General features: G+C 50.0%; 25 protein-coding genes and 3 pseudogenes. 19 read left to right on the top strand and 9 right to left on the bottom strand.

Annotation, left to right across the window (positions count from 1 at the left end):
* The first annotated feature begins 40 nt into the window (after window positions 1-40).
* The 12 genes and pseudogenes from QJ48_RS35365 to QJ48_RS19610 all read left to right on the top strand — a co-directional run bounded on the left by QJ48_RS35365 (window position 41) and on the right by QJ48_RS19610 (window position 10,110).
* Window positions 41-772, top strand: a pseudogene (locus QJ48_RS35365) (serine hydrolase domain-containing protein).
* Window positions 773-822: 50 nt separating this feature from the next.
* Entirely contained in the window at window positions 823-1,161 is a 339-nt protein-coding gene (locus QJ48_RS39210; protein ID WP_272948138.1) for an MFS transporter, read from the top strand.
* Window positions 1,136-1,915: an MFS transporter gene (locus QJ48_RS19575; protein WP_272948140.1), complete on the top strand. Its 780-nt coding sequence runs from the start codon at window positions 1,136-1,138 to the stop codon at window positions 1,913-1,915. The genes QJ48_RS39210 and QJ48_RS19575 overlap by 26 nt, the downstream gene beginning before the upstream one ends.
* Window positions 1,916-1,926: 11 nt before the next feature.
* Window positions 1,927-2,064, top strand: a pseudogene (locus tag QJ48_RS38825) (EamA family transporter); the annotation flags it as partial.
* A 159-nt stretch (window positions 2,065-2,223) separates the two neighbouring features.
* A complete protein-coding gene (locus QJ48_RS19580; protein WP_054975205.1) occupies window positions 2,224-2,781 on the top strand; it encodes a hypothetical protein in 558 nt (185 codons plus the stop codon).
* A gap of 286 nt (window positions 2,782-3,067) precedes the next feature.
* Window positions 3,068-3,838 (top strand): IclR family transcriptional regulator, encoded by a 771-nt coding sequence (locus QJ48_RS19585; protein ID WP_054975206.1) that lies wholly within the window; start codon window positions 3,068-3,070, stop codon window positions 3,836-3,838.
* Between the two features lie 194 nt (window positions 3,839-4,032).
* A complete protein-coding gene (locus QJ48_RS19590; RefSeq protein ID WP_054975207.1) occupies window positions 4,033-5,460 on the top strand; it encodes an MFS transporter in 1,428 nt (475 codons plus the stop codon).
* A 28-nt stretch (window positions 5,461-5,488) separates the two neighbouring features.
* On the top strand, window positions 5,489-6,406 hold the full coding sequence (locus tag QJ48_RS19595; protein WP_054975208.1) for a nucleoside hydrolase: 918 nt from the start codon (window positions 5,489-5,491) through the stop codon (window positions 6,404-6,406).
* A 201-nt stretch (window positions 6,407-6,607) separates the two neighbouring features.
* A complete protein-coding gene (locus QJ48_RS19600; RefSeq protein ID WP_054975209.1) occupies window positions 6,608-7,945 on the top strand; it encodes an amidohydrolase family protein in 1,338 nt (445 codons plus the stop codon).
* 544 nt (window positions 7,946-8,489) lie between these two features.
* Window positions 8,490-8,642 (top strand): CRISPR-associated endonuclease Cas2, encoded by a 153-nt coding sequence (locus tag QJ48_RS36050; protein ID WP_337589629.1) that lies wholly within the window; start codon window positions 8,490-8,492, stop codon window positions 8,640-8,642.
* A 423-nt stretch (window positions 8,643-9,065) separates the two neighbouring features.
* Window positions 9,066-9,491: a GNAT family N-acetyltransferase gene (locus QJ48_RS19605; protein ID WP_054975210.1), complete on the top strand. Its 426-nt coding sequence runs from the start codon at window positions 9,066-9,068 to the stop codon at window positions 9,489-9,491.
* A 23-nt stretch (window positions 9,492-9,514) separates the two neighbouring features.
* A pseudogene (locus QJ48_RS19610) lies at window positions 9,515-10,110 on the top strand (AAA family ATPase).
* A gap of 56 nt (window positions 10,111-10,166) precedes the next feature.
* Here the strand turns inward: QJ48_RS19610 and QJ48_RS19615 are convergent.
* The 4 genes from QJ48_RS19615 to QJ48_RS19630 form a co-directional block, all read right to left on the bottom strand.
* Window positions 10,167-10,592: a DUF3995 domain-containing protein gene (locus QJ48_RS19615; RefSeq protein ID WP_054975211.1), complete on the bottom strand. Its 426-nt coding sequence runs from the start codon at window positions 10,590-10,592 to the stop codon at window positions 10,167-10,169.
* Window positions 10,589-11,194, bottom strand: coding sequence for a TetR/AcrR family transcriptional regulator (locus QJ48_RS19620; protein ID WP_054975212.1), 606 nt, complete (start codon window positions 11,192-11,194; stop codon window positions 10,589-10,591). Before QJ48_RS19620 ends, QJ48_RS19615 begins: the two co-directional genes overlap by 4 nt.
* A 641-nt stretch (window positions 11,195-11,835) precedes the next feature.
* A complete protein-coding gene (locus QJ48_RS19625) occupies window positions 11,836-12,600 on the bottom strand; it encodes an NRDE family protein (RefSeq protein ID WP_337589630.1) in 765 nt (254 codons plus the stop codon).
* Window positions 12,601-12,693: 93 nt separating this feature from the next.
* Window positions 12,694-13,722: a pyridoxamine 5'-phosphate oxidase family protein gene (locus QJ48_RS19630; protein WP_054975213.1), complete on the bottom strand. Its 1,029-nt coding sequence runs from the start codon at window positions 13,720-13,722 to the stop codon at window positions 12,694-12,696.
* 531 nt (window positions 13,723-14,253) lie between these two features.
* On the opposite strand from QJ48_RS19630, the gene QJ48_RS19635 reads away from it, so the two are divergent.
* Window positions 14,254-14,757 (top strand): MarR family transcriptional regulator, encoded by a 504-nt coding sequence (locus tag QJ48_RS19635; RefSeq protein WP_054975214.1) that lies wholly within the window; start codon window positions 14,254-14,256, stop codon window positions 14,755-14,757.
* A 121-nt stretch (window positions 14,758-14,878) separates the two neighbouring features.
* On the opposite strand, the gene QJ48_RS19640 is transcribed toward QJ48_RS19635, so the two are convergent.
* The 3 genes from QJ48_RS19640 to QJ48_RS19650 form a co-directional block, all read right to left on the bottom strand.
* Complete coding sequence (locus QJ48_RS19640) at window positions 14,879-15,376, bottom strand: DinB family protein (protein WP_054975215.1); 498 nt, start codon at window positions 15,374-15,376, stop codon at window positions 14,879-14,881.
* Window positions 15,377-15,525: 149 nt separating this feature from the next.
* Window positions 15,526-15,834, bottom strand: a complete 309-nt coding sequence (locus QJ48_RS19645) for a hypothetical protein (protein WP_054975216.1) — start codon at window positions 15,832-15,834, stop codon at window positions 15,526-15,528.
* A 7-nt stretch (window positions 15,835-15,841) separates the two neighbouring features.
* The gene (locus tag QJ48_RS19650; protein WP_054975217.1) at window positions 15,842-16,087 is read right to left on the bottom strand and encodes a hypothetical protein; all 246 of its coding nucleotides are present in this window, start codon (window positions 16,085-16,087) and stop codon (window positions 15,842-15,844) included.
* Between the two features lie 80 nt (window positions 16,088-16,167).
* Here QJ48_RS19650 and QJ48_RS37000 point away from each other — a divergent pair, with 80 nt between their 5' ends.
* On the top strand, window positions 16,168-16,884 hold the full coding sequence (locus QJ48_RS37000) for a hypothetical protein (protein WP_157261691.1): 717 nt from the start codon (window positions 16,168-16,170) through the stop codon (window positions 16,882-16,884).
* Here the strand turns inward: QJ48_RS37000 and QJ48_RS19655 are convergent.
* Window positions 16,803-17,672 (bottom strand): sigma-70 family RNA polymerase sigma factor, encoded by an 870-nt coding sequence (locus QJ48_RS19655; protein ID WP_054975218.1) that lies wholly within the window; start codon window positions 17,670-17,672, stop codon window positions 16,803-16,805. The genes QJ48_RS37000 and QJ48_RS19655 overlap by 82 nt on opposite strands.
* Before the next feature lie 363 nt (window positions 17,673-18,035).
* Here QJ48_RS19655 and QJ48_RS19660 point away from each other — a divergent pair, with 363 nt between their 5' ends.
* Window positions 18,036-18,677 carry an NAD(P)H-dependent oxidoreductase gene (locus QJ48_RS19660; RefSeq protein WP_054975219.1) on the top strand — a complete coding sequence of 214 codons (642 nt, stop codon included), beginning with the start codon at window positions 18,036-18,038 and terminating at the stop codon, window positions 18,675-18,677.
* A 56-nt stretch (window positions 18,678-18,733) separates the two neighbouring features.
* Here the strand turns inward: QJ48_RS19660 and QJ48_RS19665 are convergent, their stop codons facing one another.
* Window positions 18,734-19,243 carry a hypothetical protein gene (locus tag QJ48_RS19665; RefSeq protein ID WP_237762982.1) on the bottom strand — a complete coding sequence of 170 codons (510 nt, stop codon included), beginning with the start codon at window positions 19,241-19,243 and terminating at the stop codon, window positions 18,734-18,736.
* 181 nt (window positions 19,244-19,424) lie between these two features.
* On the opposite strand from QJ48_RS19665, the gene QJ48_RS19670 reads away from it, so the two are divergent.
* From QJ48_RS19670 to QJ48_RS19685, 4 genes are all read left to right on the top strand, one after another.
* Window positions 19,425-19,982, top strand: a complete 558-nt coding sequence (locus tag QJ48_RS19670; protein ID WP_054975221.1) for a TetR/AcrR family transcriptional regulator — start codon at window positions 19,425-19,427, stop codon at window positions 19,980-19,982.
* Between the two features lie 220 nt (window positions 19,983-20,202).
* Window positions 20,203-21,480 carry an efflux RND transporter periplasmic adaptor subunit gene (locus QJ48_RS19675; RefSeq protein ID WP_054975222.1) on the top strand — a complete coding sequence of 426 codons (1,278 nt, stop codon included), beginning with the start codon at window positions 20,203-20,205 and terminating at the stop codon, window positions 21,478-21,480.
* A gap of 43 nt (window positions 21,481-21,523) precedes the next feature.
* Window positions 21,524-24,631 carry an efflux RND transporter permease subunit gene (locus tag QJ48_RS19680; protein ID WP_054975223.1) on the top strand — a complete coding sequence of 1,036 codons (3,108 nt, stop codon included), beginning with the start codon at window positions 21,524-21,526 and terminating at the stop codon, window positions 24,629-24,631.
* Window positions 24,628-26,376 carry a hypothetical protein gene (locus tag QJ48_RS19685; RefSeq protein ID WP_054975224.1) on the top strand — a complete coding sequence of 583 codons (1,749 nt, stop codon included), beginning with the start codon at window positions 24,628-24,630 and terminating at the stop codon, window positions 26,374-26,376. Before QJ48_RS19680 ends, QJ48_RS19685 begins: the two co-directional genes overlap by 4 nt.
* Window positions 26,377-26,695 lie beyond the last annotated feature (319 nt).

The raw sequence follows: 26,695 nt of genomic DNA on the forward strand, positions 1-26,695 counted from the left end.
ACGATAGTAAAGTAATCAACACAGGAGAGGATGAATAGCATTGCCTACATTGAAGGAACGTATTGATGAAGTCATCGACCGAACCATAGCCGAAAAAAGGCTGGTCGGTGCTGTTGTGAAAGTGGCGTTGGACGGAGAGCCCGTCTACAGCCGCGCTGCCGGTTTGGCCGATCGTGAGCGGGACCGACCCATGCAGGAAGATGCGTTGTTCCGGCTCGCGTCGGTATCCAAGCCTATCGTGTCGACGGCTGCCCTTGTACTTGTAGCGCAAGGCCGCCTTCAACTGGAGGATTCTGTCCACCGCTGGATGCCGACGTTTCGGCCGCGTCTGAACAATGGCGATTGCGCGGAGATTACGATTCGGCAGCTGTTGACGCATACGGCGGGATTGACTTACCGGCGGAGCTGGCATGGTCGGCAGTGCCGGCGATTTTATGCTGCTGCTGGAAGCCTTGCTGAAGGGCGGAGCCCCGCTGCTGCCGGAGCGTCTCGTCCGCGAGATGACCACCAATCAGATCGGTGAGCTGCCGATGGCTTATTGGCCTGGGCGAGGCTTCGGCCTGGCTTTACGCTGCTAAAGGACGCCGCTGCTGCAAGCACGCCGGAATCACCGGGAACGTGGCGTATGGGCGGCACGTACGGGCATTCGTGGTTTGTCGACCCGGCGCTCGGACTCAGCGTTGCGGCGTTTACCAATACGGCGTTGGAAGGCATGTCCGGCCTATTCACTGAAGAGCTCTGTGAAGCCGTCTATGCCGGGGTCCGGAAATGAATACAGTCCGGGCAACGCCGATATGGTTTATCGCACTCGGGTTATTCGGCTTGTATACCATCGAGTTCGGCGCTGTCGGCATTTTGCCCGCCATCATGGAACGATTCCACGTCGGCACGGCCCAGGCCGGCATGCTCGTTGGCGCCTTCGCCTTTGTCATTGCGCTGTTCGGCCCTTTCATGGTCCTGATTCTTTCCAACCGTAATCGCAAACAGGTTCTGGTCCTGTGCTTGCTTATTTTCGCAGGGTGCAGCGCATTGTCGGCATTTACCGATCATTTCTACGTTTTGCTGGCGCTTCGCGTGATTCCGGCATTGTTTCATCCCGTGTTTTTTTCATTTTGCCTTTGTCGCAGTCGCTTCCCTGTATCCGGAGGAACAAAGAGCTAACGCTTCCGCAAAAGCTTTTATCGGCACCAGCATGGGAATGGTGCTGGGAGTTCCTTTAACAACGTATATAGCGGATCAATTTTCATATGAGGCGTCTTTTCTTTTTTGCGCCATTGTTAATGGCATTGCTGCCGCCGGGATCGCGGTCATCCTTCCCAAAACATCCGCAGCGCCTAGAGTTAAGTACAGGGAGCAGCTCAGCATTTTGCGCATATGGTTAAGTATTGGCGCCGCGACTTTTCTTTTTGCCGCGATGTTTGCCGTCTACAGCTATTCTGCGGAATTCCTAGGACAAGTAATGGGGCTGCAGGAACGCATCCTCAGTATCATGCTTGTCGTTTTTGGAGTCGGTGGCGTAGCCGGCAATCTGCTCGCGGGGAAGCTGCTGGGAATGAACAGGCTGCGAACGACGCTCGTCCAGCCGTTCGTGCTTGCGATCGCTTATTTCCTGCTGGATTCGGGGGTAACCTCCCTCGTTCTCGTAACTGCCGTCATGCTTCTGTGGGGTGCCGCCCATACGAGCGGACTCATCGTAACCCAGACGCTGCTTACGTCGGAAGCTTCGGAAGCTCCTGAATTTGTGAATGCCTTGTACATCTCTTTCATCAATCTCGGCGTGTCCATCGGTTCGGCGGTTGGCGGGAGATTTATTGCTGCGGCAGGTATAGAGGGGAGCTTAAAGGGCGGAATTCTTTTTATTGCATTGACGCTAGTGTCCATGGTTTTCAACATTTGGGTGAAAAGACGGGTTTAACCGAAGTTTTTCGCGGATTACAAATGCTTTACGCCTTAACCGAAGGGTTGTTTTTCTTCTTTCAACCCGTGGTTGGTACGTTGCTTGGATGGCTTATTTTAGAAGAGAAAACAGGTGTAACGTTAGTATCTAAAAACTCCTTCATTTAGGCTGAAGGGGTTTTGTTTATATTCGATAGAAGTGAATGGGAGGTTTTTACGAACTTATTCCTTCGGAAATTCCCTTCAAAATTTTGTTAAAGAATCCGATATATAAGGAAGCAGCCATATAAAAGGAAAGCAACATGTGTAAAAGAGGGGAGTATTGAGATGTTTAATCGCAACAAAAGTGTTTTTTTGATTGGAATGGCCGTTGTAATGCTGTTCGTCAGTTCCGGATGTGCAAAAGAAAAAACCGATGAGGAAAAGCTGGCTGAGGCCATTCAGAAATCGATTGCGAACCCTGCTAATAAGGCGGATGCTTCTGCTAAAAAGGAAGAGCCTACAGTGGAGTCAAAACTGGCTGAGATTAGCAACTTTATAACCGGGACGATTTGGAACGAAGGATTCGTAGACATCAGTTGGTACAAAAGTGACGGTACTAGCAGTACAGGCAAGGAGTTAGACATAGATTTCACGATTGACCGACTTGGTAAAGCGATGGAGAAGAAAGCGGAATATGATGCTTATATAAAGGGATTGGATGCGAAGTATGATAATGTGAAGCAAGTATGGACTAAACTATCGGGTGAAACCGATAACTTGTACAAACAGCTTAAGGAAAATAAGCCCCAAGCCAAAGACAAGAGTTATAAGTTTAATACGGGATTATTCGAGCAGTATAGTAAAGCTTTTAAAGATGATGTACAGGCGTTGAAGAAGAAATAAATAGGATTTAAGGTGTCCAATAGAAATGAAGAAACCCTCGATAGAGGGAGTGTTGACAAAGTGGTTTAAAGGGAATGAATCCCTCTAGACCACTTTGTTTTTTTCATGCCGCGATACCTTCACTAGCAAAGAGATCATTTTTCTTTGGACTCCTGTAGCCTTCATTCAAAACGATACATCTTTTGATCGCCTTATTGCTTTCCCCGGCTAAAAAATCTATAATGAAAGAAAAAATCAATAAAATAAGAACGTTGTTCTTATTTACGGAACGAAAGGTTAGCTGCCCATGGAAAACAATACGAAGAAAACGGCTGTTCTGGAGACCGGGGACCGGATTCTGAGAATGCTGGAATGCTTCACGATCGAGAAGCCCGAATGGGGAGTGACCGAGCTTAGCGAGCATCTGGGCCTGTACAAAAGCGTCGTTCACCGCATGCTGGTCACGTTGGAGAACCGCGGCTTCGTCACCCAAAATCCGCAGAGCCAAAAGTATATGCTCGGGATTAAGCTGTTCGAATTGGGCGTCGTCGTCGGAAATCAGATGAATTTGCGAACGGTTGCAAAGCCGGTCATGGAAGAGCTGTGCGAGAACACCAAAGAGACGGTCATGCTCATGATCGTTGACGGTCTGGAGGGCATTTGCGTCGAGAAGGTCGAAAGCACGCAAAGCGTACGGTACACGTCTCCCTTAGGCAAGAGGGTTCCGCTGCATGCAGGAGCCACCACCAAAATATTACTAGCTTATCTACCCGAAGACAATGTTAACAAAACCATAGCTAAAGGTTTGCAAAAGTTTACGGACTATACGGTCAGTGACCCGGACGAGCTTCGGCAGCAGCTGCAGACGATCAGAAAACAAGGCTATTGCATCTCGTCCAACGACTTCTCGCTGGGAGGCATGGGGATTGCCGTTCCGATCATGGATCATTCCGGGGAAGTTGTAGCCGGGTTGTCCATTTCCGGATTGGAGTTCCGGATGAACGATATTGCAGACAGCTTACTCCGGCAGTGCCAGGCCGCAGCGGACTCAATATCCAAGAGACTTGGCGCACGTTAATTTTTTTTAGACATTTGGAAGAACGTTGTTCCGCATATGAGAACTATAATTTTACCCGTTTGACAACGAAATATGATAGCGTTTTCTTGACTGAAACCAAGACAAGGAGGTGATCCTATGTCATATGCCCGGTATAGCGATGGCGCGGCGGCACGGATAGACGTTTTTTAAACTTTATGGGGGAGTGAAAGAACATGGGTCAAGACAGACAACCGGATAACAGCAGCGTGAACTCCAAGGTCATCCTCATCGCGATGCCTTGGGTCATCTTTTTACTCTTCATGCAGGTGTTTAATGAAAACGTTTTTTCGCTGGTCACGCCGAAAATCGCGGAAGATTTCGCGATCACGCCGGGGACCGTCAGTTGGGTTGTCACGATCGGCGGGCTCATTCTGGGCGTCGGCGGAGCCATCTATGCGGCGCTCTCCGACAGCATCTCGTTCCGCAAGCTGTTCGTCTTTGGCGTCGTTACCTTTGTGGTCGGTTCGCTTCTGGGCTTTATCGTTCAGTCCTCGTTTGTGCTGGTCGTTCTGGCCAGAGCCATTCAATGCATGGGGGCGGCGGTCATTCCCGGCTGCTTCATCGTGCTCGTGCGGAGATATGCTCCGAAAGAACAACAGCCCCTCTACCTCGGCTACGGTACCGCCATGTACCAGCTATCGGCCGGGATCGGACATATTATCGGCGGCTACGTTGCGAAATATTTTTCGTGGACGTTCTCGTTCCTGCTTCCGCTCGTGGTTCTGATTACGCTTCCCGTATTCCTAAAGTATCTTCCTAACGAAACCGGAAAAAAAGGCAAGCTCGACATCATCGGCGCGATCATTTTGACCGTGCTTTCCACCGTTCTCATTTTGGCGGTGACGAGAAAGGATATGCTCATCGGCCTGATCGGACTTGTAATCCTTGCTTTCTTTATCCTGTACTCCAAGAAACGTAAAGATCCGATCCTCGATCTGTCGGTGTTCCGCATTAAAACGTACACCCCTTTGCTGCTGGTGTCGATTTTGATCTATTGTGTACAGTCCGCCTTTTTCTTTATTTTCCCGTTCTTCATTCGCGACGTGTACGCCGCGGGGATCGAAGTGATCGGGCTCATGTTCGTTCCCGCGAACTTTGGGGCCTTTATTTCGGGCATGCTTGCAGGGAAAATCACGAATAAAATCGGGAAATTAAAAGCATTTTATGTGGGAACAAGCATTGTCTTGGCAGGTATGCTCATGTTCGGTATTTTCCTTGGGATGAATATCATTTATATGTGGATTGCGCTGGCCTTGTTTGGTATCGGTTACACGATCATTTACTCCGGGTTTTACACTTCGTTTACAGGTCTGCTGCCTGACGATAGAGTAGGAATCAGTATGAGCGTTTACAATTTGATCACCAAAATTATTTTGTCCCTGTTCGTCGCGCTGGTCGGCATTCTCATTTCCCAGGACACGCTGGACTTCAAGCTGCTGCCCGTACCGGAAGGCTTGAAGCATGTTCACCTGTACAGCAACGTATGCCTGCTGTTCTCGCTGATGCTGGTGGCGGGTATGGTGCTGTTCGAGGTGTTCTACGGACGGAAGGAGCGACAAAGGCTGGCGAGCGAAACGATCGTGGAGAAAGAAGCCGTATAGGATGAAAGAATAGAAGGGAGAGAGTACCATGCAAAAAATGATTCTGGATGTGGATACGGGGATTGACGACGCTTTGGCGATTGCTTATGCCGTTTCGCTGCCGACGGTGGAACTGCTAGGCGTCACGACGACTTATGGAATGGCCCCGGTGGATTATTCGTGCCGCAATTCGCGCAAAATTCTCGAAGTGCTGGGGGCAACCGGGATTCCTGTGTTCCGAGGCTCGGAAAAACCGCTGCAGCGCACCCGGGAATACAACGGCAAAATTCACGGCAACGACGGGCTCGGCGAGACGTTAGGTCCGGTCGAAGGTCCGGTTCCGTCTTCGCAGCATGCGGTAGATTTCCTCATCGAGCAAATTTATGAGCATAAGAAAGACTTGACGATCGTCGCCACCGCGCCGCTGACGAATCTGGCCGCCGCGCTCACGAAAGCGCCCGAAATTGCCGGAATGGTCGGCAAAGTCGTCATCATGGGCGGAGCCGTCATGACCCCGGGCAACGTGACCAAATTCGCCGAAGCCAACATTATCATTGATCCGGAGTCGGCCAGCATCGTGCTGGGATCAGGAATGCCGATCACGCTGGTGGGGCTGGATGTGACGAGAAAAACGCTGCTCACAAGAGCGGACGCGCAGCAATGGCGGGAAAAAGGGACGCCGGCAAGCACCTTTTTCGCGCAATTTACCGAGTTTTATCTGGATGCTTACAGCAAGCTTCATCCTTATCTGAAAGGCTGCGCGCTCCATGATCCTCTCGCCGTCGGCGTCGCGGTCTATCCCGATCTGGTCCGCACCGTGCCGATGAATATTAAGGTTGATCTGGATGACAACGCGCTCGGCCGGACGACGGAGGATTTGTACCGGACAATGGAGCCCACGACACTCGTATGCGTGCAAGTCGACGCGGAACGGTTCATGAAGGACTTCTTTGCGCATGTCGTCTGAAGCGGGACGGGTAGGGCTTCGCCATGGGTAGGTGCGATGATGGGGCACAAGTGACAGCGCCGCCGCGGGGGTTAATCGGGCGTACCGCTATGGTACGTGTACGTACGTTCGGCAGGGGAACGGCTAAAATTTTTTTTGCATGGGTAGGAGAACGATGTTCTTATATGGGGGACAAATAGAGAATGTGAGGGGAGCCTGCTTATGAAATGCGATATTTTGATCAAACATACCGCCTTGATGACTCCCGATTTCGAGATTGCGGAAGGGCAGTCCATTGCGATTCACGGCTCGCGGATCATCGAGATCGGCGCCTATGACGAACTGAAAGCGAAATACGAGCCGGTGCACCTTCTGGACGGAAAAGGAAAGCTGTGCATGCCCGGCTTGGTCGATGCGCATACGCATACGTGTCAGCAGCTTTTGAAGGGGCGGACGATGGACGAGCTGCCGATGATCTGGTCGCGCATCCTCGTTCCGTTCGAAGGAAATCTGGACGAGCAGGACGTCAGAGTCAGCGCGGAGCTGAGCTGCCTCGAAATGATCAAGTCGGGGACGACGGCCTTTGCGGACGCCGGCGGTGTGCATATGCATCAAGCGGCGGAGGCTGCCGTCCAATCCGGCATGCGGGCCGCGATCACGCGTTCCGCCATCGATATCGGGGACTTTCTCCCGGACTCGATGAAGCAGCCGATGCAAGACATTATCGACAGCAACGAATGGCTGTACAAGACGTATCACGGCGCGGGCGACGGGAGAATCCAGATTTGGTTCGGCATCCGGCAGGTGATGTCCTGCTCGCCCGAGCTGATCCAGGCCGCGGCCGAGAAGGCGAGACAATATAACACGGGCCTGCACGCCCATTTGGCGGAGCACCGCGACGAGGTGCGGTACTGTCTGGAGAAGTACAAGAAAAGACCGGCCGAATATTTGGATTCCCTCGGCGCGCTGGGCCCGAACCTGCTGACGGCGCACAACGTTGTCTATTCCGAAGGCGAGATAGACCTGCTAAAGGAGCGGAACGTCAACATCGTGCACTGCCCGCGGGTTAACTTCAGCAGTCACGGCATTCCGAAAACGCCGAGAATGATGCAAATGTGCATGAACCTCGGCATGGGAAGCGACGGGTCGTCCTCTTCGAATCTGAGTCTTTTCGACGAAATGCGGGTATTCCGCTCGGGCATCCACATGTCTTGGGGCCTTCCGGTATTTGACCCGGTCGTGCTGCCAGCCAAGGAATTGATCAAGATGGCCACGATCGGCAGCGCGAAAGCCATGCTGCTAGGGCATGAGATCGGGACGGTCGAGATCGGCAAGAAAGCGGACCTTATTTTAATTGATATCGATCAGCCGCATATCTCGCCGTCCCACAGCTTGATCAACATGATCGTCGAATCGGTGACAAGCAGGGATGTTGAGGACGTCATCATCGACGGAAAACTGGTGATGAAGCAGCGGGAAGTGCTGACGCTCGACGAAGAGCGCATCCTTTATGAAAGCGCGCAGCGAATGAAATCAACCGCGGAAAAAGCGGGAGTGTAACGGAAGCGCCGCGGTTGTCAGGTTTACCCTGAGCCGCGGCGTTTTTTGTTTGGGGGTGGGAGGGGGCGGAAGCAAGGTTGGAGTCCTTGTGGGTAGGTTCGAAACAGTTATGTTTAACAAATTATGTGAAATGATAGTAGTTGTTTCAATTCCTCATAGGTAGGTACCATGGAATCCAAATGAAGAAGAACAAAAGCTTTTACCAAAGTCGTATTCGTATTTACAGAACAAGTTCAAGGCCTACAATGCAGAAGCCATATATGAGCGATATTCGGATAAAGAATATAAGAGAAAGTTATCATTTGAAGACCGAAGCAATTTATGATTTTGTTTAACTATTACGTGTTGAACATGCCGCAGAAAAAGGCATTGAGATTGGTAGGTGAAGAACAATTTCTGAAATACCGTATTTCCCATTCTTCGTGGGACGGATGCTTATGATTCACAAGTTGGGCTTCGTTCGTTGTTTGAGTCGACCGATAGCTTCATTTAGGTCCGGGTGCTAAAGATATGTCGGAAATATTTAAACTGGGTCCAACGCTCCGTGCTGGAAGGGGAAAATACGAAGACAATCCTGAAAAAGCTGAACAAAATAATCGAAGACGATGAGGACTCGGTTATTTTCTATACTTGGCGTACCCAGAAGCACTCGGACGGGAGATCATGGGGTTGGAAAAAGGTGGACAAAGCCTTATAATTTAACTATGCTTTTTCGACCCCCAATGCTGCAAAAAAGCCCGTGGGTCGACGACAACGATAGCTGCGCTGCAGAAGGGATTGTGGAATTGCCTGTTGGGGATACGAATTTATGGGATATAAGGGAATGGCGTAGCGTCGGGGTTTTTATGGGTTTCGAACGTACCTATTAGGAATTGAAACTCCAATTGCCAAGCGTGTAATATACATTAGCCATCGTTTTGAACTTACCTATGAGGATTTGAAACTTGTTCAGCATCACAGCCACTTGCGGGATTTTGCCGGTTTTGAACTACCTATGAGGAATTGAAACTCCACCTGCGTACCCGTAGGTGCGTAAGATGTAGTTTTTGATTAGAACGTACCTATGAGGAATTGTAACGGGAGTCCGTAACGCTGGGTATTGTTAAAAGGAGCTGAGCGGATGACGACGGAAGTAAGAATGGCTACAGCCGATGATGCGGCAGACCTTGCAAGATTGAACAAAGCTTTTAACGGCGGGGAGCTGTTGCCTACGTCGGAAATTATTGAGAGCATGAACCGTAACAGCGAGTTGATTGTTGTAGCGATCATGGACGGAAAAGTCGTGGGCTTTGCTTGCGCTCAAAGCTACAAGTCGTTTTGCTATCGGGAAGGGCAAGGAGAAGTCACCGAAATGTATATCGAGCAGGCAGCCCGGAGAAAGGGACTTGCCACCTCCATGATTGCCTTGTTGGAAGACAAGCTGGCAGAGCGCGGAGTAAAGAATATCAAAATTTTAACGGGCAGCGATAACGACCCGGCTATCAGAACCTATGAACGTTGTGGCTATGTTAAAGATGATGAAATCTTTCTTCAAAAAGAACTATAGTTTGCTTGACGGGAGAACTAAAAATGACGGACCATGCATTGTTCAGGAAAGATTTTATCGTGATCACCGGCGGGCCGGGTGCAGGTAAAACTACCCTGCTGAATGAACTACAGAGAAGCGGCTATCCGTACGTTCCGGAAGTTGCCAGAGAAATCATTCAAGCGGAGATGTCTTCCGACGGGGATGCCTTGCCTTGGAAAAATGCAATCAAGTATCGCGACCTCATGCTGGATAGATCGATCGAAAGCTACCATACAGCATTGTCCAAACGATCGGGGCACACGATGTTTTTTGACAGAGGCATCCCTGATACGTTGGCTTACTCTTATTTAATCCATGCTCCCATCTCAGAGAGGCAGAATCCGCAGTTCAGAAGTACAGATACAACAAGCAAGTGTTTATTTTGCCGCCTTGGGAAGAAATCTACCAAACGGACAGCGAAAGAGTACAGGATTTTGAAGAGGCGCTGGCCACGTATCACGTTTTGTTTAAAACGTACAAGCAGTTGGATTATGAATTGATTATCGTCCCCAAATTTTCGGTAGACCAGAGAGCGGCGTTTGTTCTCGGCCACGCTGGGCAAATTCCAATCGACCGAGCACCTTCTGCGCAATCGTGATTCTGGCGCTGGCCGGATGAATCCCGAACGCACAAAGCCCTTCCTCACCCCAGCATTCACCCTCCTATTCGGATCGCCAATATAAAAGCAAGACAAAGCCACAAACATAGAGGCGTAAACAAATAACTATCCAAGGTGGCGAAGCGCGTTCCTCGTAACCGTTTCGTTAAGCCAATGTACCGGAAGTCGCCGATGGTTCGCAGTCCGAATACGATAGCGCATACCCAGCAGCCCCAAGTAACGACAAAAAAGCCGGAAAATGCTTTAATGAGTCCCGCTTCCATCAATAGCAGCAAGGATGCCGCAATCAACAGAAAAGCGACGGCAAGTGTCCCAGCCTTACCCGGTACGAAAGCGGGCCGCTGTGCTTTGGTTTCCGGTATCACGACGCCCGAACCCCAAGTGCCGCCGAAGGCCCAATAAACGTGGAGACCGCTGATGCCGATAAGCAGCAGGGCGGAGATAACGATGATGGAAATCATTGTTTTACAACTCCTCCCGAACGGATGCCTTCCCACACGATATCGAAATGTCGCTGGAATAGCGTCTCGATTTGTAGCGTATCTGTGCCTGCCGAAAGCCAGATCATTAGCGAGTTAAAGTAAACGCCGGTCAACACCGCCGCGATATCTTCGCTGACCGCTTGCGTTGTGAGCTGTCCTTTGTTTTTTGCATCATCAAGTAGTGCAGCGAGTGCCTGCCTGAACCTTTCCATGATTCTCATCTCGGCATCGATGAACATGTCGGCACGCATCATTTCTGACACGACCAGTCTGACCATGTCCGGTTGTTCGGCGTATTGATGAAACAAGTTGCTGAAGAGGTGCAGCAGTTGTTGCTTCAGATCCGGCATGTTTTTGTTGTGTTGGATGCTTTCATGGACGGATTCGAGCTGCGATACGGCAAGATGGAGCAGCACGGCTTCTTTCTTCGGAAAATAGTTATAGAACGTTCCTTTTGCAATCCCGCAGGCTTGGGTAATTTCCTCGACCGTTACGTTGTCGAAGCCCTTTTCTTTAAACAGCTTTATGGACTGTGTGAAAATGCGTTCTTTCAGCTCTTGCTTTCGGGATGCTCTAAGCATCGGGGAGGGTCACCGCCTTTTGAAAAAAAATGACTACGGTCATAATATGACTTTGGTCATGATTTTACTCCTATTTTTGGTATTGTTCAAGTATCAAAAAAGATACGAAGTATTCAAAGCTTGTGGTAAGGTAGAAGTGCGAGGCATTTTTGCAATGATTGCACATTAAATTAGGGTGACTATGGGTTGGAAAAAGGTGGACAAAGGCTTATAATTTAACTACGCTGTTTGTCGTCGACCCCCAATGATGCAAAAAAGCCGGGGGATCGACGACAAGGATAGCTGCGTGGCAAAAGGGATTACGGTGTTTGCTGGACCCGATACGTAATTCGGGAATATGTAGAAATGGCTTATTAGCGGGATTTTTATGGGTTTTGAATGTACCTATGAGGAATTGAAACTCCATGGGCTATGTCCCCGCATATTCGCCAAGTTTGTGGTTTTGAACGTACCTATGAGGAATTGAAACAGGCTAGGAGAGCGGCCATAGCGACGGCGTGCGGGGCGTTTTGAACTACCTATGAGGAATTGAAACTCCGTTGTTTTATTTGGCCAGCATAGCGAGCACATTCCACTCAACAGCGCCGAACAATGCAAGCAAAAAAAGCCTCTCGAGATCGTCTCGAGAGGCTTTCTGCAGATTAGAACGTAATCGAATGTCTGCGGTCTTGGATGCGTTCGCCGGAACGTGTTCGTTCGACATAGTGAAGCTTGTTATCCGTCATCAATAAAATCGTAGAGCTTCTCGTACCATAATGATCGCTCCGAATGTAGATCGGAGAGAGGAGACGCTCCCATTGCAGCGGTACGCCGGTGGCAGGCAGCGCATCGTCAGATGCCGGCTCCGCGTCCTCAAGCAGTTCAAACAACGCATCGACCCGGCCCTCCCGAACGTCCTCGAGCTGCGCTTCCAGCTCTTTCTTCCCTTTCGTTACCTTCGGCCAATCGGTATCCAGCAGATGGTTGCTTACGCCGTAAACACCGGGCTGGAGCTTTTGAATCTCATGACCTATGTTCGAATAATAGTACAGCTCGTTGGGATCGCCAATCAACAAGTTATATCCCGGATATGCTGTCCGTTCCCGGGCGGAGCGTTCCGCGTAAGCCTGAGGCGATTCGTTCCCGACTAAGTAGCCGGAGACCAACTGTCCGCGGGAGTGCTTACCTTCGGTTTGCTCCGCAGGATCGCGATAATTCGTCAAAGCGGCGAATCGGCCGCTGTTCGTCACACCCATCCACGTCCCGTTCCGGAGCAAATCCCGTCCGGCCAGCACATGAGGGTGGTCCGTCCAATAATGAATCGGCGCCGTCGGACGTGCGTAAAACTCATCGCGGTTCGCGGCCATGACGAGTTGATAAACGGGATGCATCCGGTAAGCGAACAAGATTAAACACAAGCCAATCACGGCCTTTCCGCATCGTTGTCGTATGCATTATAACATCATGGAAGCGCAAGAGAAAATATCCCGAATGAAAGGCCCAAACCGATAGCCGCCGGATTAGTAGAGGTTGTCCTTGTATTCCTTCTTCAGATCCTTCTCCAGCTGATCCTGAAACCCGGGCTTCGACAGGGCTTCGCTCGCGAGTTTCGCTTCTAAACTCTTGTTCTTGTTCAACTTCATATGTTCGAGGAATATCTTTGTGGGTTGGATACCGTGAGTAGGCTCTGGCACCGGCCAGAGCTTGGCACGCAAGAGAGCGGGACTCCTGCTCAACTCGATATTGTTGCTTTCGATGGCGATAGCCAGCGCCGGTGTCTTGCCCTGAACGACGAAGTTTGCGCGTATTGCCTCGTCCGTCGTCATCCGGGCGGTTCCCGAGACGCGGGCAACATACGTCGACCCTGGGATCAAAAACAATGCCGTGACATGCGGCTGTACGATGATGTTATGGAAGCTGTCCGTGCGGTGATTTCCCGGCCGATCGGCGAACCAAACGCGGCCTTTTTCAACACGCGCCATTTTGTCGGCTGGATCACCCTTCGGGCTCAGGTCGGCGCGGCCGTTTGCGTCGATTGTCGCCAGTGCCATAAAGCGGCTGGCGCTAACGAAGTTAACGTTGTCCTGCGGCGAGCTTTCGTCGGGTGTGGCCGTCCAGAAATTGGAGCGGATCAGCGCCTTTGCGCAATGACCAAAGCACTCCTCAACGCGAATGCGAATCTCACCGTCGATTACATCGACGACCCGACCATTGACGCGCATCGTCTCCCCGGTGTCAGGAAGCAGGAACAGCGAACCAAAGCCCGTGCCGGGTCGAGCTAGCGTAGGGTCGTCGAGCATCGCGGCCGGCACCCGAAGCTCGTGCGTATCGGCGGTCACAAAGCCGGAATCGCCACCGCCTAGGGTGATTCCGATCTGTTCGCCCTCGCCGAACCCGGCGAATAAAAGTGGCGATGCAGCAATCCAACGTATCGCGCCTTCGTCAAGATGGTCGATTGCCTTTAACGTCATCAGAAGCGGAATCTCGCCCACGACCGCCTCAAGGGCTTCGACCGTGTCGATCACAGTTTTTGGATTGAACAATTCCATTACCACCACTCCTTGATAATCATATATTCAAACGATGCTTATCCATACAATTGGCGGCGTGAATGCTATAATGTGTGTAGGATTGTTTACAAGTAAATAATAAATGGATAGAGCGTGTCCTGTCAATTTTTTCATTTCGTGTAACAATCAACCTCATTGGAGACGAAGGAATAGAGATGAGAGCATTTGTGACAAAAATCGGTTATACGGGGCGAGGTGTGGGTTCGGCCGTCCCCGTATTGGATACGATGTCGGACTGACGTACCGCTATTGATTGTTGCTGTCGTCTGTGTTACTTTTGTTTATAAGTTAACAATTTTAGAGCTGTCCTGATAGGTCGACGACGGAGCGCAAGAATCATTTCGCGAGGTACGAATGGGTGTTAGACCGTGAGTATTGCCGAAGGCTCGGCGCGCCGGATAAGAAAGAAGAGTTGCGGCCGTTCTCGACTGTTTGCTGTGATCGATGATGACCGATTGAGATTTTTGAGTACCTATCAAAATGGAAAACTTCGAAGGAAAGGGATGCGCAATGGATTCTTCCGAGGGACTTAAGCGATTGATTTACGGCCAGTTTCTCCATTTTTCTCATTTGATCGAGCAAACGGTCGAAACCGAGTTGGACGAGTTCGCCGATCAGGCGCGGTTGCAGGGTCTTGCCGCGTTTCCGAACAATTTGACCGGCATTCACGTCATCGAGTGCATCGGCAAACACGAGCCGATTAACAATACGTCCATTGCCGAAAGGATGAGTTTGTCGAAAGCGAGTATTACAAAAATCAGCACCAAGCTGCATGCGGAAGGATACATCAAGCGAAGCCGGCTGAACGACAACAAAAAAGAAGTGTACTTCAGTCTTACGTCCAAGGGCAGACACGTTTTCGATGCGCACGAAGCGATGCACGCAAAGATCGATCGCCGATTTTTAAGCATTTTGGACTCGTTTTCGGAAACGGAGCTGCAGGCGGTGCTGAAGTTTTCCCAGAAGATGATCGATCATCTAAACCAAGGGCTGAAGGGAGAGCAGGGACCGTGACTTCGTTTGCATTTCTTGTGCCGGTGGTGGACAAAGCTGATGTTCTGGTATCCCGAAAAAACAGTCGCAGAGTACGGCGGCCATGCCAATGCCCTGCGACTGTTTTTTGGCGCGTCTTAGTTCATTTGCCTTCGTCGTCGGCAGAGGGACCGTAGAGGCCCGGCACCGGAATATCGAGAAGCCGCAAATAAACCCCGAGCTGCGCCCTGTGGTGGACCATGTGGCTTAATCCGAAGGTGCGAAGCGCGATCGCCCGCGGTTGGCGCAGGATGATATGGTCGCCGTTCCGCAAGGTCCATTCCTCGCCGAGTGTGTTCTCGTCGCATTCGGCCAACAGCTTTTCAAGCTTGACGACGTTCGTGTCGAATTCCTCCAGCACGTCTTCGCGTCTTTCCAAAGACTCCCGCCGAAGCGGAACGGTCGAAAGATCGAATTCCGGGTAAAGAAAAATCGCGACTTGCCAGTTCAGCAGGTTGATCAGATGCGTGGCCAGCCCGCCCAACGTCATCGATTTCACGTGCGGCTTCCACGTCATATGCTCCTCGGGCAAGCGCTCCAGGATGCGGCGCGTAGAGGCCAGCTCATGCATGGCGTCCCCGATGATCAGTTGTTTCACCATAGTTTCCCTCTCCTCCCTTATATAGCTAGCATACTATAAACCCGGTCGAGTGGAAAGCTTGTCTCAGTCGTTCGACATCGGATGACGGTGCGACATGCCGGCAAAAGATTGATAGGTTATCTCATTAAATTTGTCCCCAAAAAATAGCATTAGACTCGGTTGCAGGTTTGCTCCAGCCATAGTTCCAGCTGTTGACGGTTCATAGCTTTTGTAGCCACACGAACCGCAATATCAAATAACTCATCAGGGTCTGCATCCGATTCATAACCATTTTCTAGTATAAATGAAATAATTACAAAGATGGTCGTTTCTTTATTCCCTGCCCGAACAAAAGGCCGCAAAGCCTTATATAGCCTGAAGAATTCTGTTTTGTTAACGGCCATGGAATCATCCCTCTTTTCAGTATCTTCTGCCGCACCTTCTCGGACGAGTTCCCGCTTAAAGACAGCTATTCTCATTTGTAGTTCATCTTTTGTCGAAATCATAAATCTCAGCAAGAATCAGATAAATGATTCCGGCAATTAGAGCGATTATACTGAAAGTGGTTAAATTTCCCCCAACATACTCTAACCATCGTTTAAAAGAATCTGCGCCATAACCAGCGCTGGGTGATGATGTTGAATAGATCGATGCAGTTAAGTATTTGACTCCTGTAAGAAAAGCAGAAATAGCTAAAAGAATAACCCCAGCCGCTCTTCTGCTCACGTTCATCACTTCCTTTCCTTCTTTCATAATGGTACCATAATATTACTGATAATAAAAAAATCCCCACACATAAAGGTAGGGAAACCATGAAGAAAAGATCTTTCTTAACCTATCTGAACCTTTCTATCGTTGGCTGTCTTATAGCCTTTATCTACATTCTTCGAAACGTAAACGATGAGCTCATTTTTTATTCTGCGGCTTTTATCGTTATTGTGTTATGTGCCTCAAGTATATTTATACAGATAAAGCGATTTAAGCTCAAAGCCGTTATAGGAACGATATTTTTTGGACTTAGTATCGTTTTTGTCGTTAGAGCTGGCTTGGATCAACGCAATAATTTTTATCTTCAAGGAGCCTTGCACGGTTATCTGCCCTCAGCTTCTTTAAAAATCATGGGGAAAGAGCAATATAACGCTAATCTGGCCAAGCCGACAACTATGCAAGACCGGTATCCGAATGAGGCTACGGGAAGGTTTTACCCTTCCTTGCCTTATCATCAATCGGAAGCAGTTCTGGTGGATAGACATTCGCCAGAAAATAATAGTGTTAGCTACAGGTTTATTTTTAAAAAACCTTACACGATAGATAACAAGGACGTATCGAGCAAATGGTGTATTGTATGGGGCGTATGCAGCTACTTCTATAATGGTTATGCAGATATTAACCCGAGTACGGGTGAAGTGATCGGTCTGAAGATCCGTAATACAGGGCACAACTGTGCTCAATCGCCCAACACGGCCAGATCAAGCTGGCTTACGCGTTCGGGATCGGAGATCAGGTCGACTTCGGTAATTTTCCCATGATTCACTGTAAATTGGAGTACATAGAGCAAACGGCCTCGTGGAGCCGCTATAATTCCTGCTTGTCCGTTCACGAGGGCTAGTTGTGCTGCTTTCTGAGCACGTCCCGAAACTTGTTTCGCTAGTGTGGCCGCTCCTTGCGTTACTCTCGAAGATCCGGTTTGACGATCGTCGCGAAGGATAACGTCCGGATCAAGCGCACTGACAAGAGCATCGAAATCACCGGAGTGAGCCGCCGCGAGAAAAGCTTGAACAACGTCGCGTTGGTGATCCCAGTCGGCTTTCGGCATGGCTTTCGCCCCGCGAATTCGGCGGCGTGCCCGGCTCGCAAGTTGTCTTGTCGCGCTCTCCGACTTTCCTACAATCGGAGCAATCTCGGTGAAGGGCATGGAGAAGATATCGTGCAGCACGAACGTGATGCGTTCCGCAGGATTCAAATTACCGAGCACGACGAGCAGGGCAATTCCAACAGAATCGGCCAATACGGCTTCTTGTTCGGGGTCGATGATATTCTCTTGGCTTGTGAAAGTATCGGGCAAGTGAGTTTCTATCGATTCTTCGCGCCTGGATTTTCGCGATCGTAACATATCCAGGCATATACGCGAAACAACGGTGGTCAACCATCCTCCCATGTTCTCGATGCCTCTTCCATCCGCGCGACTAAGACGCAACCAAGCCTCCTGTACTGCATCCTCCGCTTCACTCAATGATCCCAGCAACCGATAAGCCACGGCTTGAAGGTGATTCCGGTGGGCTTCGAACGTATTTGCCAACCCGACTTGTTCGTTCATCGCTCAATCTCCTCGCCCAAAATAAAAGCCTCTATAAGTACTGACGAATGAAACCGGAACAATGCGACAAGACGCCGATAATTTTGTTGATTTCTTTCTTTTCTCGAAAAAAATGTTGTCACACTTCCCAAGGGTCGATCCGTCAGCATAGTAACGAGCCAAAAAACGGTTCTAATCCAAATCAAAGGAGTGCTGCACATGAAATGAAGAATGGACAGTCCTGTTATGATCGTACCCGATGCGTCCCAAGCTTTACAAGCGGATGAGATCTTTACTGAAGCGGCCCGACACTTCGATGTGGCTGCAGTTTCTTCGGACAAATAATTGCAACTAAAAAAACAAGTGAAAGTGGGGATTTCCCTTATGGCAACCGTGTTATATATTACAGCAAATCCGCATGATGATAAAAAATCTTACAGTATGTTAGTAGGTAAAGAGTTCGTACATGCGTATCGATCCGCAAATCCGCATGATGAAGTGATCCATCTTGATCTGTACAACATGGATATACCGCAGCTTGATAAAGACGTTTTTAGCGGTTGGGGAAAGCTGAAGGAGGGGGTCGCCTTTGAAGAATTGACCGAACCGGAGAAAATGAAAGTAGGCCGTATCGGTGAGTTGGTCGACCAATTTGTTGCCGCAGACAAATACGTATTTGTTACTCCGATTTGGAACTTATCGTATCCACCGGTTATGAAGTCATACATCGACTCCATTTGCATAGCAGGCAAGACCTTCAAATATTTACCGGATATCGGCCGGGTTGGCTTGCTGAGTGATAAAAAAGCCGTGCATATTCAAGCAAGCGGAAGCTTCTTGTCACCAGGCTCGGATAATGCAGACTTGGAAATGGGTCACCGACACCTGAAGGTCATTATGGAATTTGTTGGAGTTCCTAGCTTTGAGGGGATATTTGTTGAAGGGATGGCTGCGAATCCCGAGCAAGAACCTGCGATAAAAGAAAAGGCTATGCAACAAGCGCGTGAGGAAGCCCTAAGATTCTAATGATTGGTATAAACCATGAAATGGGTCATACCTTCGAGGCATGGCCCATTTTCAAATTATTTTCCCGCCTTCAACGTTGTTGCCAGAGGATTGCTTCTAATCATTTCGTAGTCCCCTTTACCGGAAGGGAACGGGAAAACAGGTGTTATGTTCGTGGGAAACGTGGTGTAAGGCCCGCCATTGGAGGTTTGGACTTGCACGTTGCTAAATGCCGCGTTTTTATATTTGTTCTTGTCTTGATGATCATCGGTCGTATGAACCATTTTTACCTTTGTCGGGGCTTTCAAAGTACCTGCATTTTGTACAGGCAAGGTGTACCTGTTGGATGCAGAATTTTTCTTCCCGCAATTCAAAAACTTTTTCCATTTTTCACTCGGAGTATAAGATATCCCTCCCTCGCACACATCGCCAAGGCCAAAATAAAAAGCGATATAACTTCCGTCGTTGGATACAAAAACATCGCTCGGAACCGTGAAGTAACCTTGAATTCCATGGTAATTCGTGCTGGTGAGTAATCTGACACCGCCTTCACCCGTTGCCGCCGATGCGGTTGCCGTAAAAAACAACAAATACTTTTAGTGGAAGTGGTCATGTAACTACCAAGTTAAAGTAATATAACTACCATATAAGCCAACCCCATTTGACCTCCACGACCTAACACGCTAAACTAGGCTTTGTACCCGGAGTACCGTAAAAGTATTCTAGCAATATGGGCTCTGAACTTTTTTGGCATGAGGTGAACATGGGATGAAAGAACGGATTGCCAAAGCTGCTATCGCGCTGTTTCATGAAAAAGGGATCAAGTTTACGATGAGCGACTTGGCCAAATATTTAGGGGTAAGCAAAAGCACGCTGTACGAGCATTTTCCGTCCAAGGACGAGCTTGTAGGTTACGTGGTTGATCAAACAAACGAAGAAACGGAAAGACGTTTTTGGGAAATTACCCAAGACTCGAGTTTGACCATATCCGAAAAGCTGAAAGGCATTCTCTTGATTGTTCCTGAGGATTTTCAACACAGCTATGTACGCTTGTTTGCTGAACTGCAGCGCTACCATCCCGAACAGTGGAGCAAACTGGATCAAGCCATCGACGAAGAGTGGGAGATCATCACTAAGCTGGTGGAAGACGGCATCAGCAGCGGAGTCTTTCGACCGACGCACGTTCCGACGCTGATCCAAATTCTCCAGGCATCGTTCGAAGCGATTTTCGAGCAGCCGTATTTGGCTACCAATCAGATTACGCTGCAGGAATCTCTTTCGACGATGGTGGACATCATCCTGCATGGAATTTCAAAAGAGAATTAAGGCAAAAATATAGCGTTTCCATTCGTGAAAGCTGAGCGGCAGAACGGCAACCTTACGGGTTGTCGGGAGGCGATTCGGCTTTTTTTGTTTTATGCGCAGGTCGGCCGCCCGTAATTTTGAGCTTTACAGGATGGAAAATGTCGGTATAATAAAGAGCGTGGGTACCCAAAAAAATATTACAGTACTCATAGTACAGAGATGGGGAAGCGAGAGTGACACTATGCGATTCATCGAGAAATTTTTTCGGCCCAAAAATCCGGGCAATACCTTTACTAAAAAGCTGGGCGTCGTGTTCCTGATGGTTACCGTGATGCTTGGGGGCTGCTCGCAGGGCTCTTCGCCTTCGGACGCAGTAGTACAAGCGGCTGAGCCGGCGGCCTTGAAAACCGTCAAAACCATGAAAGTGGCCAAACAACGCTGGGAAGGAACCAAGGAAATGGTCGCGGAGGTCATTCCTTCGCAGCAGTTGGATGTCGTGCTGAAGACGGACGGTGACGTTTTGAACGTTGTGAAGAAGCGAGGGGCGCAGGTCAATAAAGATGATGTGATTGTGGAGCTGGACAAGAAAGATATTTTAAGGCAAAAACAAAAATTGCTTTATGAACAAAGCAGCTTGCAGGAACAGCTGTCCAAAGCCAAAAAAGATTTCGAAGACGGCAGGACGGAGCTTGTCTACAATATCGAGACGGCGAAGCAAGAATTAACCGACACGGAGAAAGAATACAACACGATCCGCAACAATTACGATCGAGGACTTGCCGACAAGAAACAGATGGAGCAGATGGAAACCGTGTTGAACAAATTGCGGCGAGGCTTGGAGATCATGCAGAAAAAACTCGAAACGCTGGAAAACACCAATTCCTTCGCTGCGCTTCAGCTGCAGATCCAGGCCAATGAAATTAACTTGCAAGACGTCGAGCGCAGCATGACCTACTATGACGTGAAAGCTCCGGCTAACGGCGTCCTTGTCGAGATGCCCATTCTGGAAGGCATGGTCTTGGCCCGCGGAACGAAAATCGGCATGGTTCAGCAGCAAAGCCCGATCAAGATTCGCGCCGAATTGACCGACACGAGCCTGACCCACGTGCAGGGAAAAACAGAGCTGCCCTTCTACATCTCGGATACGCCAGATAAATTTACGGGAAAAATCAGCTACTTGGCCAATGTGGCGAATACCCAGACGAAAACCTACACGCTGGAGCTGGAAGTTCCGAATGAGGACGGACGTTTGAAATCCGGCATGCGCGTGCAGCTGGTTCTTGCCGAAGACGGGCAGCAGGAAACGATTGCCGTTCCTGTCAGCAGCATCGTTCGTGAAGAAGGGGAAGCGTATGTTTTTGTCGCGAACGGAGATCAGGTGGAGAAACGTAAAGTAAAGGCAGGCCGCACCAAAAAGGATCAGCAGGAAATATTGAACGGACTGCATGTGGACGAAGCGCTGGTCATTACCGGACAGCATCAGTTAAAGCACAACGAGAAAGTCAAAGTAGTCGAATAGTCATACGTTACATAGCTGGGCTGTTGAAGGGGGATGACATGGCTTGATTGCCAAAGCGCTGAAATACAAAAAAATTACGCTGCTGTTTTTCATCATGCTTGTGTTCGTGGGCTTTTTTAGCCTTGCGACCTTGAAAAAGCGGGAAAATCCCGAAATCACGACCTCCGTCGCACTGGTCAAAACGATCTATCCCGGGGCATCCCCGGAAAAAGTGGAGCAGCTCGTGACGAAGCCGCTAGAAGAAGCGATCAAAGAAATGCAGCATATCGAAAAGATCGAATCGACCTCCGAGGTCAATGTCTCGCTCATTACCGTAGAGCTGGTCCCTGACGTCGATTACAAGAAAGCGTGGGACACCTTACGGCAAAAGGTGCAAGCTGCAAGAAGCAAACTGCCGGCCGACGCCTACCAATCGGAAGTGGATGATGATCTGGTCAAGACGGCAGCTCAAATCGTACATCTGGTCATCGATCGTCCGGAAGATATGGAGAAGCTGCGGCCGGTCGCGGATAACTGGAAAGAACAGCTCCGCACGATCTCCGGTGTCAGCGACGTGCAGATTGCCGGTTTGCCCGATAAGGAAATGAAAGTGATCCTCGATAAGAAGAAGCTTGAGGGCTTTGGGCTTCCTTGGGGTGTTGTGCTGCAGTCGCTGACCAATACGCACGACCGGATTCCTATTGGCGACGTCAAAAAGGACAACCAGCGCATTTACGTTCAATTGACGGGGGAGTGGAAATCGGCAAGCGATCTTGCGGATACGGTCATCTTCCGGTCGCCCGAGCAAGGACCTTCGGTGAAGTTGAAAGATGTGGCCGAAGTGAAAATGGGTACGAAGAAGGTCAATGAACAGGTGTTCTATAACGGCAAGCCTTCGGTAGATATCGTGATCAATGCCGAGAAGGGAGTCGACGTTCCGTCTCTGCAGCAGAGGATCGATGAGGAAACGGCCGGCCTCAAAGCGCAGCTTCCGTCCGACGTCGCCATGGTATCCTTGTTCACGCAAAAGGAAAGCGTCGATAAGCTGTTTTCGCAATTGAGCAAAGAACTGATCATCGGGATGGTAGTGGTCATCCTGGTTTGTTCTCTGGGGCTGAGGCTGAACACGGCCGTCGTTGTCTCTTTGGCGATTCCCATTTCCATTGCCATCGGGTTTCTGCCTGTGATGATGACCTTGATTGACTTGAACCAAATCACCATTGCAGCGCTTGTGATCGTGCTCGGGATTCTTGTTGACGACGCCATCGTGGTCAATGACAACATCGAGCGCAGGCTTCAGTTAGGCGACCGGCCCTACGATGCGGCGCTGAAAGGCAGCCGGGAAGTGGGCATTTCCATTCTCACCGCTACCTTGGCTACGGCGGCGGCATTCTTCCCGCTGTTCTTCCTTGAAGGCAACATCGGTGATTTTGTACGGCCGATTCCGGTGGTAATCAGTCTCACTCTGGCGGCGTCGATGATCATGTCTCTGACCATTGTCCCGATTTACCGCCAGTGGTCCACCGAACGCCAGCTGCGCCGGAACAAGTCTACGGATTACGGGAAGCCGCCCGGACTTTTGGGAGGAGCTCTTGAGCGCTTAAGCGTTTTTTATGAGAAGCAGATTCGCCGTCTGCTGAAGAAACCGGTGCTAACGGGGATGACGGCCTTGATCATCGGCACATCCAGCTACGGGCTGCTGCCGTTTCTTGGGGTAGAATATTTTCCTAGCGCCGAGCGGTCCGAGTTTTTGGTCGATGTGGAAATGCCGGTCGACAGCTATTACGAGCAGACGGTCGATACGATGAAAAACTTGTCGGCCTGGGCCGAACAGCAGGAAGGGGTTCGCGCCGTCTCTGCTTATACGGGGCGTACGGCACCCCGGTTCTATTATTCGGAGAACGTATCGTACGGCACAAGACTCGGACAATTATTCGTCAGTCTGGACGAATCCAAAGCACATACGAAAGAGCTTGTTCCTAAATGGCGCAAACAGCTCGGCCAGATGTTTCCGAATGCCGGGATCATCATAAGAGAACTGGAGCAAGGGGTTCCGGTCGGAGCTCCCATAGCCGTCCGGATCAGTGGTTCGGATTTACTGGAGCTGACTTCCCTATCCCAACAAGTTCAGGATAAGCTGAGAAGCATTCCGGGTGCTGTCAATGTGAAGGATGATGTAGGCGCGCCGATGCCAACGTCCGATCTACAGTTGGATAAAGACAAGGCGCAGTTTTACGGCGTGACCGAAAAAGATTTGTCCGCCTCGATGCGTCTGGCTACCGAAGGCGTGAAAGCGACGGATATCCAGATCGGCAATAAGCTGATCGATGTTACCTTGTATAGCGAAGATGAGAATGTCTCCCGTTATGAGGCACTTGAGGACGTTTTGGTGCCTTCGCAAACCGGGATGCTGTATCCGGTGAAGGAGTTCGTCAACTTTGAACGCAACCAGATGGTTAATGCGATTCAGCACCGCAATTTGACCAAAACAATCACGGTCAAATCCTATGCCGACGGGCGTCTGGCTTCGGACATTCAGAATGATCTGACCAAAGCGATCAAGGATATTCACTTGCCGGACGGCTATAAGATCGAATACGGGGGCGAAGATCAAGAGCGCAATGCGGCCTTTATCTCAATTGGCAAATTATCCATTATCGTTATGCTGCTGATCTATACTGTCATTGCCATGCAGTTCTATTCGCTGTCCACGCCGGTTTTGATTTTGTCGACGGTCTATTTGGCTCTGGGCGGCGCTTTGATCGGTCTGTTCGTAACCGGCGCGCCGATCGGATTCATGGCGCTGATGGGGCTAATCAGCTTATCCGGCATCGTCGTTCGTAACGGCATCGTGCTGATTGAATTTATCGAAGACGCCCGTAAGGAAGGGGTAGCCCTGTACGATGCCATCGCCGAGTCAGGCCGGGCAAGGCTGCGGCCGATTCTGCTCACGTCCGCAGTGGCGATCGGGGGAATGCTGCCTATGGCCATTATGGGAGGCAGCATGTGGCGGTCGATGGCCGTATGTATCATATCCGGTCTCATCTTCTCCACGCTGCTGACGTTAATCGTTGTTCCGACGATGTACTTAAAGCTTGCCGAGTGGCGGGATCGTCGTCAGAAGCGGCGCGCCGAACTCGAAACGACATATGAATTGGGAGGAAGCCAATGAATAGGAACTGGAAAAAACTCATGGTGGCATTCGTCGTCTCGGCTGCACTCGTCTATCAGCCCGGTTTTGTCTCGGCTCTTGAAGCACAGCAGATACCGGCCCAAGCAGAGTCTTATGCTATCGCCAAATCGCTGCGGGTCGAGGTAAAAAGCGTATTAAACGAGAAAACGTCAAGCGGCGTTCAATTGGGCGCGGTCATCCGGCTCCATAACGATAGCGATACGATTGTCCGCGTTCCGGATCATGAACTGCGGTTGAAGACCGCCGGCGGCCTTGAATACATTCTGCAATCCAGCCGTTCGAATCCGCGCAGCATCGAGCCCAAATCCAAAGAAGAGCTCAGTTATATGAAAGTCGTTGAGCGCAAAACCGCCGTTCAACCGACAGAATTGCTGCTGGTCGATGTGGATCTCAACGTATATCCCAGGAAAGAAAAAGTGCTTGCTTCGATTCCCGTCGCTTCGATGCTCTGGAACGGAAGCTATTCCGAGATGAATCCATCGGGGGTCAAGAACTGGGGGGAATCGTTCCGGATTCCTACTCTGGATTCGCAATTGCTGTATACTCCCGTAGGCTATACCAAGAATCACACACCGCAAGGAATCGAAATGTTGATCAAGCTGCTGGTCGAGAATCCTTCGGAGCAGCGGGAAATGATCCCTGCCTTTTCGATGGATGCCAAAACCGCGCAGCAGATTTACCACGGCAACCGGGTGGAGAAGGAAGCGATTGCTCTGGAGCCCGGCAAGAAGCGATTCATTTATTATGCGATTCTGACGGATATGGATTTTAACGGGGAGATCAACAGCCTCAACGTGTTAGCCTCCGAGCAATTCGTTGCGCCGGGCGAGCAGGGGGCAGCCGGAGCTGTTCATTTTCCCGTAGGCAAATTAGCGATCCGGTTCCCGAATCAGGGAGCGGGAGAAGTCGAGTCGACTCCGCAGGAGTACCGGATGAATACGCCGATTGCTTTTGACAAGTGGAACAACTACATCGACCCGAACTTGGAGGTGTCCGTCACGGATCTGTATGTGGGTGAGAACAGCGGGGACGGGTATAAAACGGCCATCGCCAAGTTTAAATTAACGAATAAAGGAGAGCGCCCGATTCCGATTCCGGCTTTTGGAGCGGAGCTATCCGGCAAAGAAGGCAGCAGATACTCCGGCAGCAGACAAAATTATACGCTCAAAGAGCTGATGCCGGGAACCGGTTCCGCCGTAAGTTATGTTTTCGTGTTCCCGACTTCCGAAACGGCGGAAATTTTTAGCCTGAGGCTGTTGGACGACAAATCTGCCGCCCCTTACCAAACGTCGATTGCGTCGATGGTCGTCAAGCCATCGAACAAGTCGGACTCGTCCAAGCTGTCTTTTTACCCGTATACGGTCCATCTCAAAGACTGGACGTTGTTCCCGTACGTGTCGCAGACGCCTACGAACGCGATGGCGTATACGTACAAGCTTGTCCTCAATCTGGACGTCTCGAAGGACGCGCAAATGATCGCGGACTCCAGCTTCTCCAAAATGAAAGTCGAGCTTGAAGACGGACTGGGGAGAACGATCGGGTATCAGTACTATTCGTTCGTCGGACCAAACCGCCTGGTTTCCGGCCGGCAAAAGCTGACGGTCGACGGACTCCCGGGAGCGGATCAAATGGAAACCAATCTGACGGTGAAAATATACGAGGTGATCGAGACCGCCTCGGGCGAGGTGAAACGGTTGGTTACGGCTTTGAAATCAATTGGTTAAGCTGCTTATGATTTTTGGCTAAAGTGGTTACTGTCATTTTCATTTTTCATGATTTAGGAGTTTACGGATAAACGGTATACTGTTATGGAGAGGAACCAAAGACTTCGAAATAGGGTAAACATCTGAAGAGCTTATTCCCAGTCTCTCTCAGAGATTGGTAAAAGCTTGGAAAAGACTTATAATGTAAGCATGCAGTTTGTCGTCGATCTCCAATGCTGCAAAAAAGCCCGGGAGTCGACGACAACGCCAGCTGCATGGGAACAGGGACGCATCATTATGGATAAGTGACAATGGCGTAGCGCCGATACTTTTACGGGTT

Source organism: Paenibacillus sp. A3 (assembly GCF_001399685.1).
Classification (GTDB): domain Bacteria; phylum Bacillota; class Bacilli; order Paenibacillales; family NBRC-103111; genus Paenibacillus_G.

Coding starts and splice junctions, on each gene's coding strand:
- QJ48_RS19605 (WP_054975210.1), top strand. CDS start 9,066: ATGACGACGGAAGTAAGAATGGCTACAGCCGATGATGCGGCAGACCTT.
- QJ48_RS19590 (WP_054975207.1), top strand. CDS start 4,033: ATGGGTCAAGACAGACAACCGGATAACAGCAGCGTGAACTCCAAGGTC.
- QJ48_RS19685 (WP_054975224.1), top strand. CDS start 24,628: ATGAATAGGAACTGGAAAAAACTCATGGTGGCATTCGTCGTCTCGGCT.
- QJ48_RS19580 (WP_054975205.1), top strand. CDS start 2,224: ATGTTTAATCGCAACAAAAGTGTTTTTTTGATTGGAATGGCCGTTGTA.
- QJ48_RS19615 (WP_054975211.1), bottom strand. CDS start 10,592: ATGATTTCCATCATCGTTATCTCCGCCCTGCTGCTTATCGGCATCAGC.
- QJ48_RS19585 (WP_054975206.1), top strand. CDS start 3,068: ATGGAAAACAATACGAAGAAAACGGCTGTTCTGGAGACCGGGGACCGG.
- QJ48_RS19650 (WP_054975217.1), bottom strand. CDS start 16,087: ATGAACGTGAGCAGAAGAGCGGCTGGGGTTATTCTTTTAGCTATTTCT.
- QJ48_RS19630 (WP_054975213.1), bottom strand. CDS start 13,722: ATGGAATTGTTCAATCCAAAAACTGTGATCGACACGGTCGAAGCCCTT.
- QJ48_RS19660 (WP_054975219.1), top strand. CDS start 18,036: ATGGCAACCGTGTTATATATTACAGCAAATCCGCATGATGATAAAAAA.
- QJ48_RS19635 (WP_054975214.1), top strand. CDS start 14,254: ATGGATTCTTCCGAGGGACTTAAGCGATTGATTTACGGCCAGTTTCTC.
- QJ48_RS19595 (WP_054975208.1), top strand. CDS start 5,489: ATGCAAAAAATGATTCTGGATGTGGATACGGGGATTGACGACGCTTTG.
- QJ48_RS19600 (WP_054975209.1), top strand. CDS start 6,608: ATGAAATGCGATATTTTGATCAAACATACCGCCTTGATGACTCCCGAT.
- QJ48_RS19675 (WP_054975222.1), top strand. CDS start 20,203: ATGCGATTCATCGAGAAATTTTTTCGGCCCAAAAATCCGGGCAATACC.
- QJ48_RS19640 (WP_054975215.1), bottom strand. CDS start 15,376: ATGGTGAAACAACTGATCATCGGGGACGCCATGCATGAGCTGGCCTCT.
- QJ48_RS19645 (WP_054975216.1), bottom strand. CDS start 15,834: ATGAGAATAGCTGTCTTTAAGCGGGAACTCGTCCGAGAAGGTGCGGCA.
- QJ48_RS19670 (WP_054975221.1), top strand. CDS start 19,425: ATGAAAGAACGGATTGCCAAAGCTGCTATCGCGCTGTTTCATGAAAAA.
- QJ48_RS37000 (WP_157261691.1), top strand. CDS start 16,168: ATGAAGAAAAGATCTTTCTTAACCTATCTGAACCTTTCTATCGTTGGC.
- QJ48_RS19620 (WP_054975212.1), bottom strand. CDS start 11,194: ATGCTTAGAGCATCCCGAAAGCAAGAGCTGAAAGAACGCATTTTCACA.
- QJ48_RS19655 (WP_054975218.1), bottom strand. CDS start 17,672: ATGAACGAACAAGTCGGGTTGGCAAATACGTTCGAAGCCCACCGGAAT.